The sequence below is a fragment of the Spongiactinospora rosea genome, from assembly GCF_003315795.1.
Lineage (GTDB): Bacteria > Actinomycetota > Actinomycetes > Streptosporangiales > Streptosporangiaceae > Spongiactinospora > Spongiactinospora rosea.
Window position 1 is genome coordinate 21,673 of the sequence record NZ_QMEY01000020.1, and the last position, 15,587, is coordinate 37,259.

Annotated in this window: 19 protein-coding genes; 9 read left to right on the forward strand and 10 right to left on the reverse strand. The window is 71.5% G+C overall.

What is annotated here, in order from left to right; genetic code table 11:
- Window positions 1–951 (reverse strand): SPFH domain-containing protein, encoded by a 951-nt coding sequence (locus DP939_RS32865; RefSeq protein ID WP_113984739.1) that lies wholly within the window; start codon window positions 949–951, stop codon window positions 1–3.
- Window positions 952–1,155: 204 nt separating this feature from the next.
- Between DP939_RS32865 and DP939_RS32870 the strand changes: the two genes are divergently transcribed.
- Window positions 1,156–1,644, forward strand: a complete 489-nt coding sequence (locus DP939_RS32870) for an SRPBCC family protein (protein WP_225878645.1) — start codon at window positions 1,156–1,158, stop codon at window positions 1,642–1,644.
- Window positions 1,645–1,716: 72 nt separating this feature from the next.
- Here DP939_RS32870 and DP939_RS32875 read toward each other — a convergent pair whose 3' ends face one another.
- The gene (locus DP939_RS32875) at window positions 1,717–2,358 is read right to left on the reverse strand and encodes a maleylpyruvate isomerase family mycothiol-dependent enzyme (RefSeq protein ID WP_225878646.1); all 642 of its coding nucleotides are present in this window, start codon (window positions 2,356–2,358) and stop codon (window positions 1,717–1,719) included.
- A gap of 148 nt (window positions 2,359–2,506) precedes the next feature.
- Between DP939_RS32875 and DP939_RS32880 the strand changes: the two genes are divergently transcribed.
- Both DP939_RS32880 and DP939_RS32885 read left to right on the forward strand, forming a co-directional pair.
- On the forward strand, window positions 2,507–3,097 hold the full coding sequence (locus DP939_RS32880; protein WP_113984741.1) for a Chromate resistance protein ChrB: 591 nt from the start codon (window positions 2,507–2,509) through the stop codon (window positions 3,095–3,097).
- Window positions 3,094–3,531 (forward strand): YkvA family protein, encoded by a 438-nt coding sequence (locus DP939_RS32885; RefSeq protein WP_113984742.1) that lies wholly within the window; start codon window positions 3,094–3,096, stop codon window positions 3,529–3,531. Before DP939_RS32880 ends, DP939_RS32885 begins: the two co-directional genes overlap by 4 nt.
- 16 nt (window positions 3,532–3,547) lie before the next feature.
- Here DP939_RS32885 and DP939_RS32890 read toward each other — a convergent pair whose 3' ends face one another.
- From DP939_RS32890 to DP939_RS32905, 4 genes are all read right to left on the reverse strand, one after another.
- Window positions 3,548–4,048, reverse strand: coding sequence for an HXXEE domain-containing protein (locus DP939_RS32890; protein ID WP_113984743.1), 501 nt, complete (start codon window positions 4,046–4,048; stop codon window positions 3,548–3,550).
- Between the two features lie 31 nt (window positions 4,049–4,079).
- A complete protein-coding gene (locus DP939_RS32895; protein ID WP_113984859.1) occupies window positions 4,080–4,979 on the reverse strand; it encodes a cation diffusion facilitator family transporter in 900 nt (299 codons plus the stop codon).
- Window positions 4,980–5,161: 182 nt separating this feature from the next.
- Window positions 5,162–5,737, reverse strand: a complete 576-nt coding sequence (locus DP939_RS32900; protein ID WP_113984744.1) for an MSMEG_1061 family FMN-dependent PPOX-type flavoprotein — start codon at window positions 5,735–5,737, stop codon at window positions 5,162–5,164.
- Window positions 5,738–6,110: 373 nt separating this feature from the next.
- Window positions 6,111–7,508: an MFS transporter gene (locus tag DP939_RS32905; protein ID WP_225878647.1), complete on the reverse strand. Its 1,398-nt coding sequence runs from the start codon at window positions 7,506–7,508 to the stop codon at window positions 6,111–6,113.
- Window positions 7,509–7,765: 257 nt separating this feature from the next.
- Between DP939_RS32905 and DP939_RS32910 the strand changes: the two genes are divergently transcribed.
- On the forward strand, window positions 7,766–8,503 hold the full coding sequence (locus DP939_RS32910; protein ID WP_225878648.1) for a phosphotransferase family protein: 738 nt from the start codon (window positions 7,766–7,768) through the stop codon (window positions 8,501–8,503).
- A gap of 41 nt (window positions 8,504–8,544) precedes the next feature.
- Here the strand turns inward: DP939_RS32910 and DP939_RS32915 are convergent, their stop codons facing one another.
- Window positions 8,545–8,916: a winged helix-turn-helix transcriptional regulator gene (locus DP939_RS32915; protein WP_113984745.1), complete on the reverse strand. Its 372-nt coding sequence runs from the start codon at window positions 8,914–8,916 to the stop codon at window positions 8,545–8,547.
- Window positions 8,917–8,995: 79 nt separating this feature from the next.
- On the opposite strand from DP939_RS32915, the gene DP939_RS32920 reads away from it, so the two are divergent.
- On the forward strand, window positions 8,996–9,406 hold the full coding sequence (locus tag DP939_RS32920; RefSeq protein WP_113984746.1) for a RidA family protein: 411 nt from the start codon (window positions 8,996–8,998) through the stop codon (window positions 9,404–9,406).
- A 140-nt stretch (window positions 9,407–9,546) separates the two neighbouring features.
- Entirely contained in the window at window positions 9,547–10,101 is a 555-nt protein-coding gene (locus DP939_RS32925; RefSeq protein WP_113984747.1) for a hypothetical protein, read from the forward strand.
- Window positions 10,102–10,144: 43 nt separating this feature from the next.
- On the opposite strand, the gene DP939_RS32930 is transcribed toward DP939_RS32925, so the two are convergent.
- The gene (locus DP939_RS32930) at window positions 10,145–11,062 is read right to left on the reverse strand and encodes a D-alanyl-D-alanine carboxypeptidase family protein (RefSeq protein WP_199565576.1); all 918 of its coding nucleotides are present in this window, start codon (window positions 11,060–11,062) and stop codon (window positions 10,145–10,147) included.
- Window positions 11,063–11,379: 317 nt separating this feature from the next.
- Between DP939_RS32930 and DP939_RS32935 the strand changes: the two genes are divergently transcribed.
- From DP939_RS32935 to DP939_RS32945, 3 genes are read left to right on the forward strand one after another with little or no spacing between them, the layout of a single operon-like run.
- Window positions 11,380–12,054, forward strand: a complete 675-nt coding sequence (locus tag DP939_RS32935; protein WP_158578821.1) for a response regulator transcription factor — start codon at window positions 11,380–11,382, stop codon at window positions 12,052–12,054.
- 7 nt (window positions 12,055–12,061) lie between these two features.
- The gene (locus DP939_RS32940) at window positions 12,062–13,552 is read left to right on the forward strand and encodes a sensor histidine kinase (protein WP_199565577.1); all 1,491 of its coding nucleotides are present in this window, start codon (window positions 12,062–12,064) and stop codon (window positions 13,550–13,552) included.
- Window positions 13,549–14,025 (forward strand): hypothetical protein, encoded by a 477-nt coding sequence (locus tag DP939_RS32945; RefSeq protein ID WP_113984750.1) that lies wholly within the window; start codon window positions 13,549–13,551, stop codon window positions 14,023–14,025. Before DP939_RS32940 ends, DP939_RS32945 begins: the two co-directional genes overlap by 4 nt.
- Here DP939_RS32945 and DP939_RS32950 read toward each other — a convergent pair.
- Window positions 14,000–14,668: a CBS domain-containing protein gene (locus tag DP939_RS32950; protein ID WP_113984751.1), complete on the reverse strand. Its 669-nt coding sequence runs from the start codon at window positions 14,666–14,668 to the stop codon at window positions 14,000–14,002. The genes DP939_RS32945 and DP939_RS32950 overlap by 26 nt on opposite strands.
- Before the next feature lie 10 nt (window positions 14,669–14,678).
- The gene (locus DP939_RS32955; protein WP_113984752.1) at window positions 14,679–15,569 is read right to left on the reverse strand and encodes a universal stress protein; all 891 of its coding nucleotides are present in this window, start codon (window positions 15,567–15,569) and stop codon (window positions 14,679–14,681) included.
- Window positions 15,570–15,587: the final 18 nt, after the last annotated feature.

Below are 15,587 nucleotides of genomic sequence, written 5' to 3' on the forward strand. Positions count from 1 at the left end.
TTACTGGTAGAGGGTGCCCGTGTTGACCACGGGCTGGGTGTCCCGGTCGCCGACCAGCACCACGAGCAGGTTGCTGACCATGGCCGCCTTGCGCTCCTCGTCCAGCTCGACCACGTCGTGCTCGGCGAGCCGGTCCAGCGCCATCTCCACCATGCCGACCGCGCCCTCGACGATCCGCTGCCGGGCCGCGACCACCGCGCCCGCCTGCTGGCGGCGCAGCATGGCGTGGGCGATCTCGGGCGCGTACGCCAGGTGGATGATGCGGGACTCGATGACCTTCACCCCGGCGGAGGCGACCCTGGCGGCGATCTCCGTGGACAGCCGCTCGTTGATCTCGTCGGCGTGGTCCCGCAGCGACAGTCTCGGCTCGCCGTGCGCGTCGTACGGGTAGGCGCCCGCGATGTGCCGCACGGCCGTCTCCGCCTGGATGGCGACGAACTCCACGAAGTCGTCCACCTCGAAGACGGCCTGCGCGGTGTCCTGCACCTGCCAGACCACCACGGTCGCGATCTGGATCGGGTTGCCGTCCGCGTCGTTGACCTTCGTCACGTCGGTCTCGTGGTTGCGGATCCTGGTGGACACCCGCCGGCGCACGGTGATCGGGTTGACCCACTGGAAGCCGGGGGTGCGCAGCGTGCCGATGTACCGGCCGAGCATCTGCACCACCCTGGCCTCGCCCGGCGCCACCGCGGTGAGGCCGAAGCACGTGAAGAACCCGAGCAGGATCATCAGCACGCTCGCGATGACCACCCACATACCGCCCTGCCCGGCCCCCGAGGCGAGCATGACGATCCCCACGACGAGCACCGCGATCCCGGCGAGGACCAGCGCCGTCGCCACCCCCAGCATCACGAACCCGTTGGCCGCCCGCACGGGGTGCTCGCTCGTGCGCGGCGCGGGCATGTCCACCACGGTGGCCTCAAGGGCGGCCTCGCCCGATGCGTTCGCCATCGTCCGTCCTTTCTCTGTGACTTCACCTTGCTAGCAAAGTGATATCACTTTTTGGGCGACGACGGAAGCGGTCCAGCCGAGATGCGGATGAAAGCCGATAAAGTGCCAGATCGAGCCCAGGGGCGGCCAGAGAAGACGCCGCCCACGGGGTCGCGGTCGCCGCCCGTGAGGAGCCGCCCCATCCCGAGAGGAGTTGCCGGCCTCATGGCCTCCATCCGCCACGAGATCGTCATCGACGCGTCCCCCGAGCACATCTGGGATGTGCTGCGCGACGTCGGAGCCGTGCACGAGCGCCTGCTGCCGGGCCGGGTCATCGGCACCCGCCTGGAGGGCGAGCAGCGGTTCCTCACCTTTCCCGACGGGCACGTCATCCGCGAGCTGATCGTCGCGATCGATGACGATTCCCGCCGCCTGGCCTATTCCGTCGTCGAAGGCGCGAGACCCGCGCTCGACCACCACCACGCCTCGTTCGAGGTTCGCCCAGAAGGCGACGAAGCGGGCCGGTTGATCTGGACCACCGACGTGCTGCCGCACACGCGGGCCGCCGAGATCCGCATTCGCGTCGAACACGGCGCACGGGAGATGAAGCAGGCGATCGAGGCAGCGTTCACCGGGGCGGGACGGCCTCCGGGATCGCGCACCGGCGCTCCCTCGCCAGCGCGCTCCGGCGACGACGGGCCGATGACGGTCTGACGCCCCGCACGGCCGGCTCATGGCCGGTTCCACCCGTATCCCGGCCGGACCCGGGAAGGCCGGTCACCGGGTTCAGGTCGCGCGCCGGCCGCGCAGGATCTCGACGCCGTCGCCGTCAAGGTCGTCGCAGAACGCCGTACGCCCGGTCATCGCCATCACCAGTGCCAGGGTGGGGCCGGACACCAGCGGCCCGGAACCGGTGGCGAAAGGGCCGTCGGTGGCGGTCAGCCGCAGGCCGGTGATCCGTCTCCCGGCGACGACGACCTGGTCCGAGCCCTGGTAGTACCGGGCCAACCGGGTGACGGTCTCGATCGGGTACTGGTGGCGGACGCCCAGCGGCCGCCGGATGTCCTCGGCGTGCACGATCGCCTCCCCCAGCATCGCCAGGACCGGGATCGGCGCCTTGGTGGTGCTCGTGATGACGCCGCGGAACCTCGCGAGCGTCTCGGCCGGGTTCGCGCCCAGTTGCTCGGCCAGCCGCATGGCGACCTGCCTGTCGAAATCGAACCGGCAGCGGATCACGCCCGCCAGCCACCGCACGGCGTTGAGGCTCGCCCCGGCGGTGAGGTGCGCCAGCACCTCGCGTACGGTCAACCCGGCGCACAGCGACGGCGTCGCCCACTGCTCATCGGTCAGCTCCGCCAGATCCGCCGCCAGGGCCGCCCGCTCGGCGTGCACCAGCGGCCAGACCGGCCGGCCTTCGTCGTATGCCACAGAAGCCCTCGTGTCGAAGTCGTGATGGATGGGTCGAAGGTGATGACTCCCCTGCCGGGCCGAACTCATCGCCGTGCCGCCGGAGAAGTTGGAGACCTCGACACAGAGCGCCTGTGCCAGCGCGTTGTAACGTCCGTAACATGGTGCTGTGACGAGTGATGCACACCTGGACTGGCTGCTGATCAGCGCCTCCACCGCCACGGCCGCGGGCACGCTACGGGTCCAGGTATGGCGCAGGCTGCGCTCCCTGGGTGCGCTGTACCTGCAGCAGTCGGTCTGCCTGCTGCCCGCTCGGCCGGAGGTCCGCACGCAGGTCCGGCGGCTCACCGACCGGATCCGCCATCAGGGCGGCACCGCTCGGACCCTGTCGATGGCATTCACCGATTCGGCCGAGGAGCGGGCGGTGATCGCCGAGTTCAACGCCGCCCGCGACGCCGAGTACGCCGAGGTGCTGCAACGCCTGCCCGAGCTACGGCGGGAACCGGCCGACGAACGGGCACGGGGCAACATCACCTACGCCGAGGTGGAGGAGTCCGAGGCCGATCTGGAACGCTTCCGCACCTGGCTGGCCAAGATCACCGCCCGCGACTACTTCGACGCACCGGGCGGCCCCGCCGTCCACGCCGCGATCGAGCAGGCCGCGGCCGAGCTGGCCGCGTTCGAGGAGGCCGCGCTGCACGCCGAGGCGGGCGGACCAGGCCAGGCCCCGATCAGGGCACGCGCGGGACGGCGGCCATGATCGGGTCGTGGTGGTGGGACCTGATGATCGGCGTCGCCGCCGCCCTGGCGCTCACCTGGCTCGTGCTCCTGATCACGCTGCTCGTCGTCCGCCCGCGCGGCAGGCTGCTGCGCGAAGCGCTGCGCGTGCTGCCGGACGTGCTGCGCCTGGTCCGCCGCCTCGCGGCGGACCGGGCCCTGCCGCGCGGGGTGCGGGTGCGGCTCGGTCTGCTCCTGGCCTATCTGGCGTTCCCGATCGACCTGATCCCGGACTTCATCCCGGTGCTCGGCTACGCCGACGACGCCATCATCGTCGTCGCCGTGCTCCGCGGCGTCGTACGCCGGGCCGGCCTGGAGGCCGTCCGCGCGCATTGGCCCGGCACCGAGGACGGGTTCGCGGCCGTCGTACGCCTGACCGGCCTGGACCGGCGGGCAGCCGGACCGGCCTCGCCCTGACCCGGGCGGGGTGCGGCTACAGGAACAGGAAGCCGATCGCGGCGGCGGCGATCAGCGTGCCCACCGCGATGGCCAGCGCGATCTCCCGGCCGGTGGCGCGCCGCTCGCGCCGGACCCAGGCCAGGTAGCAGGCGGTGGCCGGGATGGAGACGACGGCCGCGGTGACCGCGCCCGGGGAGTATTCGCCCAGGACGACCCACGCGGTCAGGTGGAACAGGGCGTTGACGCTGAACTGCCACTGAAACGCGGTGGTGAGCACCACCCAGACGCCGTTGCGGCCGGCCGCCGACGCCCGCCAGGAGCACAGCAGGACCAGCAGCAACAGCGGGATGTGGTAGCCGGCGAAGGCGCTGGTGGTCTCGGGCCCGAAGTGGCGGCTTGCCCAGGCGGCGAAACCGGGCAGTTCTTCGAGGGTGTGCACGACGTAGACGACGAACGGCGACAGGAAGGGCCAGGTGCCGGGCAGGCCCGGGACGGTCTCGGCATGGGGGGCTGGACGGGTGGACGAAGTCGGCATGCGGGTCTTCCAGGCTCAATGGGGAAAGGGGTCACCAGCCCAGGTCGTCGCAGCCGGTATGGGCGGCCGGTTCGACCTGCACGGTGGCGTGGGCGACGCCGTGCCGATGGCGGAGCAGGTCGCGGGCCTGGTCCAGGACGGCGTGGTCGTCACCGCCCCCGGCGGTGACCAGATGGGCGGTGGCGACGTTCATGCCGGAGGTCAGCGTCCACAGGTGCAGGTCATGCACGTCGCGTACGCCCTTGATGGCCGCGAGGTCGGCGGTGACGTCGGCGGCGTCCACCCCTTCGGGCACGTGCTGGCCCAGCACGGCGAAGACCTGCCGGCCGAGCGCGACCGCGCGGACGGCGACGAACGCGCCGATGGCCAGCGCGACGACCGTGTCCCAGTACGCCTGCCCGGTCGCGGCCACCAGCCACCCGGCGGCGATAACGCCCACGGACCCCGCGGTGTCGGCAAGGACCTCCAGGTAGGCGCCCTTGACGTTGAGGCTTTCCGCCGCGCCCGCGCGCAGCAGGCCGAGCGCGACCAGGTTGACGAGCAGGCCGATCGCGCCGACGACCAGCATCGGCCCGGTACCGATCTCGGCAGGGCCGCCGATCCGGCCGATCGCCTCGACGACGACATAGAGCGCGACGCCGAGCATCAGGACGACGGCCGGCAGGGATGCGAACACCTCGGCCCGGTAGGAGCCGTAACTGCGGCGGCCGGTGGTGTCGGGGCGGATGGCGATCCTGGTGGCGACCAGCGCGGCGCCCAGGGTGACCACGTCGGCGGCCATGTGCCCGGCGTCCGACAGCAGCGGCAGCGAGCCTGAGATCAGCGCGAAGGTCAGCTCCACCACGAAGTAGGAGCCGATCAGCCCGAACGAGACCGCCAGCCGCCACCGGTGCCGGCCCCCGGCATGTCCGTGTCCGTGTCCGGCGCCCATCAGTGGTTCCCCCGGCGTTCCGGTCCGGTACATCCGCTCAGTGTCAGCACATCTGAAGAGTTGTTCATATGTGCAAGATAGCAGGGCTTGAAGTGGATCGCACCAGCGCCGAGGCCGCCCTACGGCACACCGCGTCTTCGGGCGCGCGCCGCAGGACGGCCCGATCCGGGCCTACGCGGCGATCAGCCCGCACCACCCTTTCCGCCTTCGCGTCCGGCCCGGGGCTCGGGATGGCGGGGCCCCCGGAAGCGTTCCTTGCCGGGCCATGAGGAGGTCTTCCACAGCGCCGAGCGGACGAAGGCACGCGTGCAGTGCACGAACAGTTCCTCCACATGGACCTCCACCGCGATCGGTGGCACCACGTTGCGCACCGCGAGCTGCGTCATGTACGGCGCCGCCGCGAGGATCCGAGCCTGCCCGTTGATCCGCAGGGTCTCGGTGATGCCGGGGATGACGAACAGCATGCCGACGTGCCGTCGCTCCAGAATGTTGCACAGGCAATCGAGACGCCGGTTGCCCTTGCGGTCCCCGAAGGCCAGGGTGTGCTCGTCGAGCACCAAGACGCTGCCGGGCGGGTCGCCGCGCGGTGAAACGTCGCAGGTGCCGTCGTCGGAGGAGGTCGCCAGGAGGAAGAAAGGGCTTAACTCGATGAATCGGCGGGCTTTGGCGTCGATTCTGTCGGTGGCCTTGTCCCAGACGGACTGTTGCGGTCGATGAATTATCTCGCGAAGCTCGGCTTCGCTTTGGAGCACTTTCATCACGGCCTCGCATCCTCTCGGGCGCGCCGATGTCCACGACGCGCCTCTGCCGGCGATCGATGGATGGGCGGTGACGTGCTAGCCGGACGCTACTGCTGATCGGCCGATATCGACACTTGCCACAAGGTAGGTAAACACTCTCCGCCCGACACTGCCGCAGCCACGCCGTTCCAGCCCCTAATTCCACGATGGCGGCATTTTCCTGATATTACGACCCTGCTGGAATCAGCCCGTTATTTGACCACCGATTTGCGCGGCAGCCGAAATATCAACGACATCCCAGCCATATGGAAAACCGTACCCGAAATGCCGGAGATACGGACCTCTCTCTGGAGCCCCCGCGCGGGCGGAGATGTAACCCCGCCCGCTCCCATCATCCCTTAGCGGGCGCGGGCAGGATGATGCGCCAGGCGATGAACCCGGCGGCGGCGAGTCCCGCGAGGGCGAGGGCGCTGCTGGTGACGAACGGGTCGATGCCGGCGAAGGCGGGGGCGAAACCGACGCCGATGTAGACCGTGATCCCGGTGGAGCCGCCAAGCTGGTCGGCCGCGCGCTGGACACCGGCGGCCGCCCCCGCGTCGTCTCCGGTCACGCCGGTCACGGCGGCGTACTGCAAGCCGACGATCCCGAAGCCCATCCCGGCGGCGATCAGCACCATCGCCGGAACCGTCGCGAGCGCGTGCGCCCCCGCCGGGGCGGCGGCGATGGCGACCATGCCCAGCGCGGTCAGCACGATCCCGGTGACGGCGCAGACGCGCGCCCCCCACCGCCCGAGCAGCCGCGGCACGAACGTCGCGGCGGCGATGAGGGAGACCGCCAGCGGCAGCAGGGTGAGCCCCGCCGCCAGCGGGCTCAGCCCCAGCCGGTTCTGCAGGTGGTAGGTGAACAGCAGGAACGAGGTGGACAGGGCGGCGCTGAGCAGCGCGGTCGCGAGGTTGGCCAGGACGCGGGCCCGGTTGCGGAAGAACCCGGGAGGGATGAGCGGGTCGGCGGTACGGCGTTCGGTCACGACGAACAGCGTCCCGGCGAGCGCGGCCCCGGCCAGCGCCACCGGGGACAGCGGGCCGAGGCCGCCGTCCTTCCCGGCCTCCACGACACCCAGCGCGAACAGCAGCGGCGCTGCGGTCAGCAGCACCGAGCCGCGCGGGTCGAGCCGGGCGCCCCGGCCCGGCGGATCGGCGGGGACCAGCAGGATCGTGGCCGCCAGCACGAACACGATGAACGGCACGGCCACCAGGAAGATCCATCGCCAGCCCAGAAGCTGCGTGACCACCCCGGAGAGCACGAAGCCGAGCACCAGGCCGCTGCTCGCGACCGCGGCCCACACGCCCAGCGCCCGCGACCGGCGCGGGCCCTCGGGGAACATGAGCACGATCACCGCCATGGCCGCGGGCAGCGCCAGCGCCTCACCGGCGCCCTGCACCAGCCGCGCCGCCACGAGCAGGGAGAAGGACGGGGCGAGGCCGGCCAGCAACGACGCCGCCCCGAACAGGACCGTGCCCGCCAGCAGGACCCGCCGCCTGCCGAACACGTCGCCGAGCCGGCCGCCGAGCATCAGCAGACCGCCGCCGGTGATCGTGTACCCGACGACCACCCAGGTGAGGCGGCGGGCGTCCGCGCCCAGATCCTGGCCGATGGACGGCAGCGCGACGTTGACCACGGTCACGTCGACCGCGATGAGGAACTGCAGCATGGCCAGGCAGCTCAGCACCAGCCAGGCCCGCGCCGGCGACGAACCGCCGCGGCGAGAGGAAAGAAGAGGTGACCCCACAGAAATGCTCCGTTGCTCGGGAGAGATCCCGGGCAGCACGAAACGGCCGCTCCGGGTTGACCACGAAGCGACGGAACGTTCAGGAGAAGGTGAAGAGGAACGCCCCGCCGCTAGCGGAGCGTCCTGGTCACAGCGGCGGCAGCCGCAGCAGAAGCGCCGGACATGGCACGTACCATACCGGAAGCCCGCGACCGCACCACCGGCGGTCCTGCCGCGCCTGATAAACCCGTGGCGACGCCGGTGATCGTCTCGCGATAATGGCCGGCGTGGAGGAGGTCAAGGTCGTCGTCGCCCATCACGAGCGAGCGACCCTGCGCGTCGGCGACGTGTTCCTGAAGATCGACACTGATCGGGCCCGCGCCGACGTCGAGGCCGCGGCGATGGCCATGGCCCCGGTCCCGACTCCGGAGATCCTGTGGCGCAAGCCGCCCGTGCTCGCTCTCGCCGCCCTCCCGGGAACGGCCCTCGGACGCCTCGGCGAGCCGTCGACCGCGTCCGCGGCGGCATGGGCCGCGGCGGGCGCCGCCGCGCGGAAGCTGCACGACGCGCCGCTGCCGCCGTGGCCCGGCCGGAGCCCCGACGAGGTCGAATCCGAACTCGACGGCGAATGCGACTGGCTCGTCACGAACGGCGTCCTTCCCACCGACGTGGTCACCCGCAACCGCCGGATCGCCGAGGCCGCCATCCGGCCCTGGAAACCGGTGTTCACGCACGGCGATCTCCAGATCACCCATGTGTTCGCCGACGGCGACGAGATCACCGGGGTGATCGACTGGTCCGAGGCGGGACCGGGCGACGCCCTGTTCGACCTCGCCACCTTGACGCTCGGGCACGAGGAGCGCCTTGGCGACGTCATCGCGGGCTACGGCGCCGACGTCGACCTCGACGTGATCCGCGCGTGGTGGTCGCTGCGCGGCCTGCGCACGGTCCGCTGGCTGATCGAGCACGACTTCGACCCGTGGCCCGAGATCGCCGTGCTGAAATCCCGGCTCTGAGGCGGACGATCGTCACAAGGCCGTACGCGAGCTCCGGGGGCTCACAGGCCGGTCTCTTCGCGGGCGTCGAAGACGTCGCGGGCGCGTTCGATGGCGGGCATGTGCTCCGAGGCCCATGCCAGCAGCACGTCGACGGGCTGCCGCAGGGTCTTGCCGAGTGGCGTGATCCGGTACCTGATCGCCACCGGCCGCGTGGAGACGACCTCGCGTTCGACGACCCCGTTGCGCTCAAGCCGCCGGAGGGTCGCGGTCAGCGACTTCTGCGTGACGGCGGGGATGGCCCGGCGCAGCTCGTTGAAGCGGCAGGGGCGTTCGCACAGCTCGTTGAGCACACCGAGGGACCACTTGTCGAGCACCTGATCGAGGAGTTCGCGGTGTGTGGGGTGGATGCGGAGTTCGCCGTCGGTATCCATGGTGAAACCTGGTCTCGTTGAAGTGCCCTTCTTACACCAAATATCTTACGGATACCTACGTTGAGAAGGAGAAACGACCATGACCGTCAAGCACTTCACGCCGGAAGGCATGCTGCGGCCCACCCCCTACCACCACGTGGCCGTCGGCACGGGCACGACCCACGTGCACGTCAGCGGGCAGGTCGCCCGCCAGGCGGACGGGACTCCGGTGGCGCCCGGCGATCTCGCCGGGCAGGTCGCCCATGCACTGCGGAACACCGCCCTCGGGCTGGCGGGAGCGGGCGCCTCGTTCGAGGACGTGGTGCGCCTGACGTTCTATGTGACCCGGTGGAGCCCGGAGAAGATCGGCGACTTCATGGCCGGGGTCGAGGCCGTCGCGGCGGAGATCGGCCTGCGCCTGCCCATGCCGCCGGCCTCCCTCATCGGCGTCGACCACCTCTTCGAGCCGGACGTGCTCGTCGAGGTCGAGGCGACCGCGCTGCTGGACTGATCCGGCGCGCACAAGGCTCCGCCGGAGGACTCGGGACGATCAGCCGCTGGACGTCCACGCCGGCCTTGATCCGGCGTTGACCGGGCCATGAGGGGCGCCCGCAGACTTGGGGGCGTACCCGAATCGTTCGGAGGCCGACAGTGAACAAGGCGATCACCCGGGCGGTCTCGGCCGCGCTGGTTCTGGGAACGGCCGCGACGACGCTCGTCTGTGGCGGACCCGCATCCGCCGCGGCGCTGGACTGGCGCTGCACGATGGGCAGTCACAGTACCAATCCACCGATCGGGCCGGCACTGACCAACTGGTTCATCGGTGAGCGGACCAACGGGAGCGCGGGCGGCCCCATCACGCTCAACCGGACCCGGCGGTACTGGCTGACCGAGGAGAACTACCTGGCCGGCGGGGTCACCAAGCAGCGCTTTTTGAACACCTCCGTCGGGACGTGCGAGTTCATCGGGGGAAGCTCGTCGGTCGCGCAACTGACACCGCAGGGGGCCACCGGGCAGACCCCGTGCACGGCGCCGGGCGACTACATCGCGGCCGAGGGCAGCGCCATCATGGCCTACCGGCTGGTCGGCGAACGCGTCAGCCCGAACTCCTTCGGGATCAAACTGAAGTACCGCTTCTGGCACAAGGAGAGGCAGGGGTTGCCCGGCCTGTGGGCGTACGAGGCGAGCGGGGTCGCCGTCTGCTAGCTCCCGCGCACCGGAGGCCGGTCCTGAGCAGGGACGCATACGTTCACGAAGCCGGCTCTTCTTCAAGATTCAGGTAGCGCTGCGCAGCGATGATCAACCTCCGGCTCGCGGTGAACGCGGCCTCCTTCTTCTCTTCCAGCGTGTCGTCGGCGTCGCCCTGGCGCAGTACCACCCCGAGGATCAGCCGGCCGCGGTCCCCGGAAGCAGGGCGGGCGGCCCACAGCAGCGCGCCGCCCGCCGGCGTGCTGGTGCCGGTCTTGAGGCCGATCACCCCGGGCATCGCGAGCAGCCTGTTGCCGTTGACGATCTCGCCCTCGACGCCCGGGACGTTGATCCTCCTGGTGGCGACGATCTCCCGCAGCACCGGGTTCTTCATGGCCTTCCTGGCCAGCTTGAGCTGATCCGCCGCCGTGCTGACCGTGGTGGCCTCGTATCCGCTCGCCCCGGTGTAGGTGGTGTTCTTCATGCCCAGCTTGGCGGCGGTCGCGTTCATCTTGCGGACGAACTCCTCCTCCGAGCCCGCGTCCCAGCGGGCCAGCAGGCGAGCCGCGTTGTTCCCCGAAGGGATCAGCGTCAGTTCGAGAAGCTCGCGCTCGGTGAAGCTCTGGCCCGCTCTGAGCGGCACCGTGGACTCGTCCCGGTTTCCCGACTCGATCGCCGCCTGCCGGTCGACCTGGATGGAGGGCCCCGCGGCGTTCCTGCCGAGCGGGTGTTCGCGGAGGATCACCAGCGCGGTCATCACCTTGGTGACGCTGGCGATCGGCACGGGCCGCTGGTCACCGTACACGCTGAGGCTGTGCACCCGCCCGGTGACCTCGACCGCCGCCTGTCCCCGCGATGGCCAGGGCAGGGGGATCGGCACCGGCTTGGTGTTCGACAGCGGCAGCGGCTCGGCCTGTTCACCGCTGTAGGCCAGGCAGCTTGCCAGGATGACGACGGCGGCCACGGCGGCGCCGAGCACCCAGGGAACGGGAGATCGGGGCCCGCTTCCGACGCCCGTTCGAACCGTGCGCAGGGGACGGCCCCCGGGGCCGCGGCCCGGCCGTGAGGTGTGGTGCCCAGGTGGGCCGGTGTATGGCTCGTTCATGACGAACTACGATTGGCGCTGAATGTGCGTGCGCTGTCAGCCGCATGTCACCGTTCGTCGACGGCGGCCCCCATCGGCGCGACCGTGACACGACCATGACATCGCGCGGACGAGGCGGGGACACGACCGGGCGACAGTGGACGGAGTTGACCGGGGGGCGAGTTACGGAGCGTGCGGTGAAACTCGGCGGCGTGTCGCGAGTGTTGTTGATCGAGGACGACCCGGCCGTGCGGGAGGGCCTTGAGCTGGCCCTGACCCAGCATGGGCACCGGGTGCGGGCGGTGGAGTCCGGCGAGCAGGGGCTGGACCGGCTGCGGGCGGACATTCCCGATGTCGTGGTGCTGGATCTGATGTTGCCCGGCATCGACGGGTTCGAGGTGTGCCGTCGCATCAGGGCCGCCGGGGAGGTACCGATCATCATGCTGACCGCGCGCGGCGACGACATGGACGTCGTGGCCGGGCTGGAGGCGGGCGCCGACGACTACGTGGTCAAGCCGGTGCAGCCGCGGGTGCTGGAGGCGCGCATCCGCGCGGTACTGCGGCGGGTCGGCCGGGAGCAGGCGGAGCTGGAGCGGTACGGGGACCTGACCATCGACCGGGCCGGGCTGGTGGTCGCCAACCGCGGCGAGCCGGTCAGCCTCGCCCCGACCGAACTGCGCCTGCTGCTCGAACTCTCCGCCACGCCGGGCCGGGTGCACAGCCGCCAGCAACTGCTGGAGTCGGTGTGGGATCACGGATACTTCGGCGACTCGCGTCTGGTGGACGCGTGCGTGCAGCGGCTGCGCGCCAAGATCGAGGACGACTCGGCGGCGCCGGTCTACGTGCAGACGGTACGCGGGTTCGGCTATCGCTTCGGGCCGGTGTGAGCCGCCGGTGGCACCTCGGCCGAGCCTGGGGCTGCGCGCCCGGCTGCTGCTCGCCTTCGCTCTGCTGTGCGTGGTCACCTCGATGGCGGTGGCCGGCGCGATGTACCTCCCGGCCCGCACCTCCATCCTGGAACGGGCCCAGGACGCCGCGGTGCGGGAGACGACCAGCCGCCTGCAGGCGCTGTTCCCGCTGCGGACCGCGACGCCGGGCCCGCGGGACCTGGACATGATCGCCCACGCGGCGACCGACCACAGCGGCTCCGCGATCGCCACCTACGACGGGGTGCGGTCGCGGGCCGCGCCGGTACCGGGACCACCGGGACCCCCGGGGCGCGGCAGGCCGGCCACGGCTCCCCCGGCCCTTACGCCCCAGGCCGTTCCGAAAGGGCTGCGGCACCTGGTGGCCCGTGGCGAGGTCGGGTGGCAGCGTGTGCTGTGGGAGGGCCGGCCCTGGCTGATCATCGGCGTGCCGTTGCGGATCGCCGAGGGCGATGGGCAGGCGCGGCCGTCGGGCATCGAGGTCTATGTCGCGCGCAGCCTGCTCTCCGAACAGGAGAGCATCGACGAGCTGGCCATGTGGGCCTGGTCCATCGGCGGGGCGGCGCTGGCGTTCGCGGTCGTCCTGGCGTTGCTGGCCACCCGGGGCGTACTGGGCCCGGTGCGCGAGCTGGGCCGGGCGGCGCGCCTGCTGGGCCAGGGCGAGCTGCGGACCAGGATCGCGGTACACGGCTCCGACGAGCTGGCCGACGTCGCGCGCACGTTCAACGACACGGCCGCGGAGCTGGAACGGCATGTCGAGCAGTTGCGCGCGATGGAGGCCGACGCCCGCCGGTTCGTGGCCGATGTGTCCCATGAGCTGCGCACCCCGCTGGCCACGCTGGCCGCGGTCGCCGACGTCCTGGACGAGCAGGCGGCCGAGCTGCCCGAGCCCGCGGGCAGGGCCGCCCGGCTGGTCAGCCAGGAGACGCTCAGCCTCACCGGGCTGGTGAACGACCTCATCGAGATCAGCAGGTTCGACTCCGGCGTGGCGGCCCTCGCGCTGAACGAGATCGACATGGCCGAGCTGGTGGCCGCGACCCTGCGCACCCGGGGCTGGTCGGAGCAGGTGCGAACCGAGGTCCCGTCCGGGGTAACGGTACGGCTGGACCCGCGCCGGGTGGACGTCGTCCTCGCGAACCTGGTCGGCAACGCCCTGCGGCACGGCGAGCCGCCGGTGTCGGTACGGCTGAGCGCCGACGCGGACTGGATCACGGTGGAGGTCCGCGACCATGGGCCGGGGCTGGACGAGGCGGTGCTGCCGCATGTCTTCGACCGGTTCTACAAGGCCAGCGCGGCCAGGGCCAGGTCCGAGGGCAGCGGCCTCGGCCTGGCCATCGCGCGGGAGAACGCGCGCCTGCACGAGGGTGACCTCACCGTCACCAACGCCCCGGACGGCGGCGCCGTCTTCACGCTGCGCCTGCCGCGCCGGGCGCCCGAAGCGGACGGAGACCGCGAATGAGACGCGGGCTCGCCGCGGGTCTGCTGGCGCTCGTCGCCGTGGCCGGCTGCGGCGTGCAGCCCAGCGACCCCATCCCCGCGGGCGAACCGCCCAGCGGATCCGTCCGGCCTCCCGCGAAGGTCACGCTCTACCTGCTGAAGAACGGGCGGCTCAGCGCCGTGAAACGGCCTCGGCCCGATGACCGTCCCCTGTTCCCCGGGGACACGCTCGCGCTGCTGGCGGCCGGACCCGACGCCAAGGAGAAGGCGCGAGGGTTCACCACCGAGGTCCCGCGCGAAGCCGGCCCGTTCTCGGCGATCGTCAGGCCGCCCGGCCAGGTGGTGGTGAACCTGTCCGTTCCGGCGAAGGGCCTGTCCGAACGCGCCGTCGAGCAGATCGCGTGCACGGCCGCCGCCGCGGGGCCGGAACCTCCTGCCCAGGTCACCGTCGTCGGCACCGGGCGGAGTATCAGCCCCCGCGACTGCCCGAGGTGACGTCGTCGGTGGCGAAGTCGAGGTCGGCGTTGACCTCGATGAGGCCCTCCACACCGCGGATCGACTCCACGACCGCGGCGACCTGCGAACGGCGGTCGAGCCGTCCCTTGACCGTCGCGATCCCCTCCAGTACCTCCACGACCACGTCCCCGTCCGGGACCGACAGCCGCCGCAGCAGCTCGCCCACGTCCTGCCGGATCGCCTCGGCGGAGCGGACGAAGACCTTCAGGAGGTCCCGCTGGCTCACCGCGCCGACCAGTACCCCGGTCATCGTGTCGACCACCGGGAGATGCTTGACGCGGTGGTCGGCCATCATCCGGGCGGCCTCGCGGACCGTGGTGTTCCTGGTCACCATGATCGGCGGGGTGGTCATCAGCTCCCGCGCCGTGCACCCCCGCGCCTTCAGATGGTCCCGGTAGGACGCGTGCCCCTCGAACAGATCGTCCGCATCGCGGTACGGATCGGTCTCGTGGAACAGCAGATCGTGTTCCGACACCACGCCGACCGGCCTGCGCGCGTCGTCCACGACGGTGAGCGCCCCCGCGTCGAACCGCCGGATCGTGGCGATGAGCTCCCCGAACGGCGTCTCCGGCCGGACCGCCACCGCACACCGGCTCATCACCTCGCCGACCTTCATCCACATGACGACCTCCTCAGATCCGTGTCCTGGTGTCCGGCCGCCCGCCCGCGGCCATGATCGGGGCCTTGCCGACCACCGCCACCGGGCAGGGGGCGTGCCGCAGGGCCGCCTTCGGCACGCCGCCCAGCCGGCCGGGGCCGTGCCCCACCACGAGCAGGCTCGCCGTACCGGCCGCGGACCGAACCGCCTCCACCGGCGGGCACGCCGAGAACCGCGTCTCGACCCGCACCCCGGCATGGGCCTCGCGCCACGGCGCGAGGCGTTCGGCCATGGCCCGCTCACCGGCACGGACGGTCGCCTCCACATCCGGCACCGGAGCCATCGCCGGGCCCCACGCCATCAGCGCCGGGGTCCTGGCATGAACGACCAGCAGCGGGACCTGGCGCAGCTCCGCCTCACCGAACGCGAACGCGAACTGCTCATCGTGCGGCTCCTCCCCCAGCGCCAGCACCACCGGCCCACGATGGGCGCCGCCCGGTAGCGGCCCAGGACCGCGTACCACGACGACCGGGCAGTCGGCCTCCCCGGCCACCTGAACGGCGACCGAACCCAGCAGCGTGGTGGCCACCCGGCCCAGCCCGCGCGATCCCACGACCACCAGCTCAGCGCGCCCGGACAGCTCGATCAGCAGCTCGGCGGCCGGGCCCTCGCGCAGCTCGGCGCGCACCTCACCGATGGAACTGGACTCGCGGACACGGCGCACGCCGTGCTCCAGCACGTGCCAGGCGGCCTTGCGCAGATGTTCCTTCGCGCCGGACGCGGCCGACCCGTACGGCCACTGCCAGGCGTGCGCGACGGTCAGCGGCAGTCTCCTCAGCTCCGCCTCGTCCATCGCCCAGTCCAGGGCCTGCATCGCGAAATCCGACCCGTCGTAGCCGACGGCCACTCCGTGCGGTTTCGTCATCGTCATCACCTCGCCACC

Bases quoted from the DNA above. Each gene is read 5' to 3' on its own strand.
- DP939_RS32865 (WP_113984739.1), bottom strand. From the start codon at position 951: ATGGCGAACGCATCGGGCGAGGCCGCCCTTGAGGCCACCGTGGTGGAC.
- DP939_RS32870 (WP_225878645.1), top strand. From the start codon at position 1,156: ATGGCCTCCATCCGCCACGAGATCGTCATCGACGCGTCCCCCGAGCAC.
- DP939_RS32885 (WP_113984742.1), top strand. From the start codon at position 3,094: ATGATCGGGTCGTGGTGGTGGGACCTGATGATCGGCGTCGCCGCCGCC.
- DP939_RS32890 (WP_113984743.1), bottom strand. From the start codon at position 4,048: ATGCCGACTTCGTCCACCCGTCCAGCCCCCCATGCCGAGACCGTCCCG.
- DP939_RS32895 (WP_113984859.1), bottom strand. From the start codon at position 4,979: ATGGGCGCCGGACACGGACACGGACATGCCGGGGGCCGGCACCGGTGG.
- DP939_RS32900 (WP_113984744.1), bottom strand. From the start codon at position 5,737: ATGAAAGTGCTCCAAAGCGAAGCCGAGCTTCGCGAGATAATTCATCGA.
- DP939_RS32910 (WP_225878648.1), top strand. From the start codon at position 7,766: ATGGCCGGCGTGGAGGAGGTCAAGGTCGTCGTCGCCCATCACGAGCGA.
- DP939_RS32915 (WP_113984745.1), bottom strand. From the start codon at position 8,916: ATGGATACCGACGGCGAACTCCGCATCCACCCCACACACCGCGAACTC.
- DP939_RS32920 (WP_113984746.1), top strand. From the start codon at position 8,996: ATGACCGTCAAGCACTTCACGCCGGAAGGCATGCTGCGGCCCACCCCC.
- DP939_RS32945 (WP_113984750.1), top strand. From the start codon at position 13,549: ATGAGACGCGGGCTCGCCGCGGGTCTGCTGGCGCTCGTCGCCGTGGCC.
- DP939_RS32950 (WP_113984751.1), bottom strand. From the start codon at position 14,668: ATGTGGATGAAGGTCGGCGAGGTGATGAGCCGGTGTGCGGTGGCGGTC.
- DP939_RS32955 (WP_113984752.1), bottom strand. From the start codon at position 15,569: ATGACGAAACCGCACGGAGTGGCCGTCGGCTACGACGGGTCGGATTTC.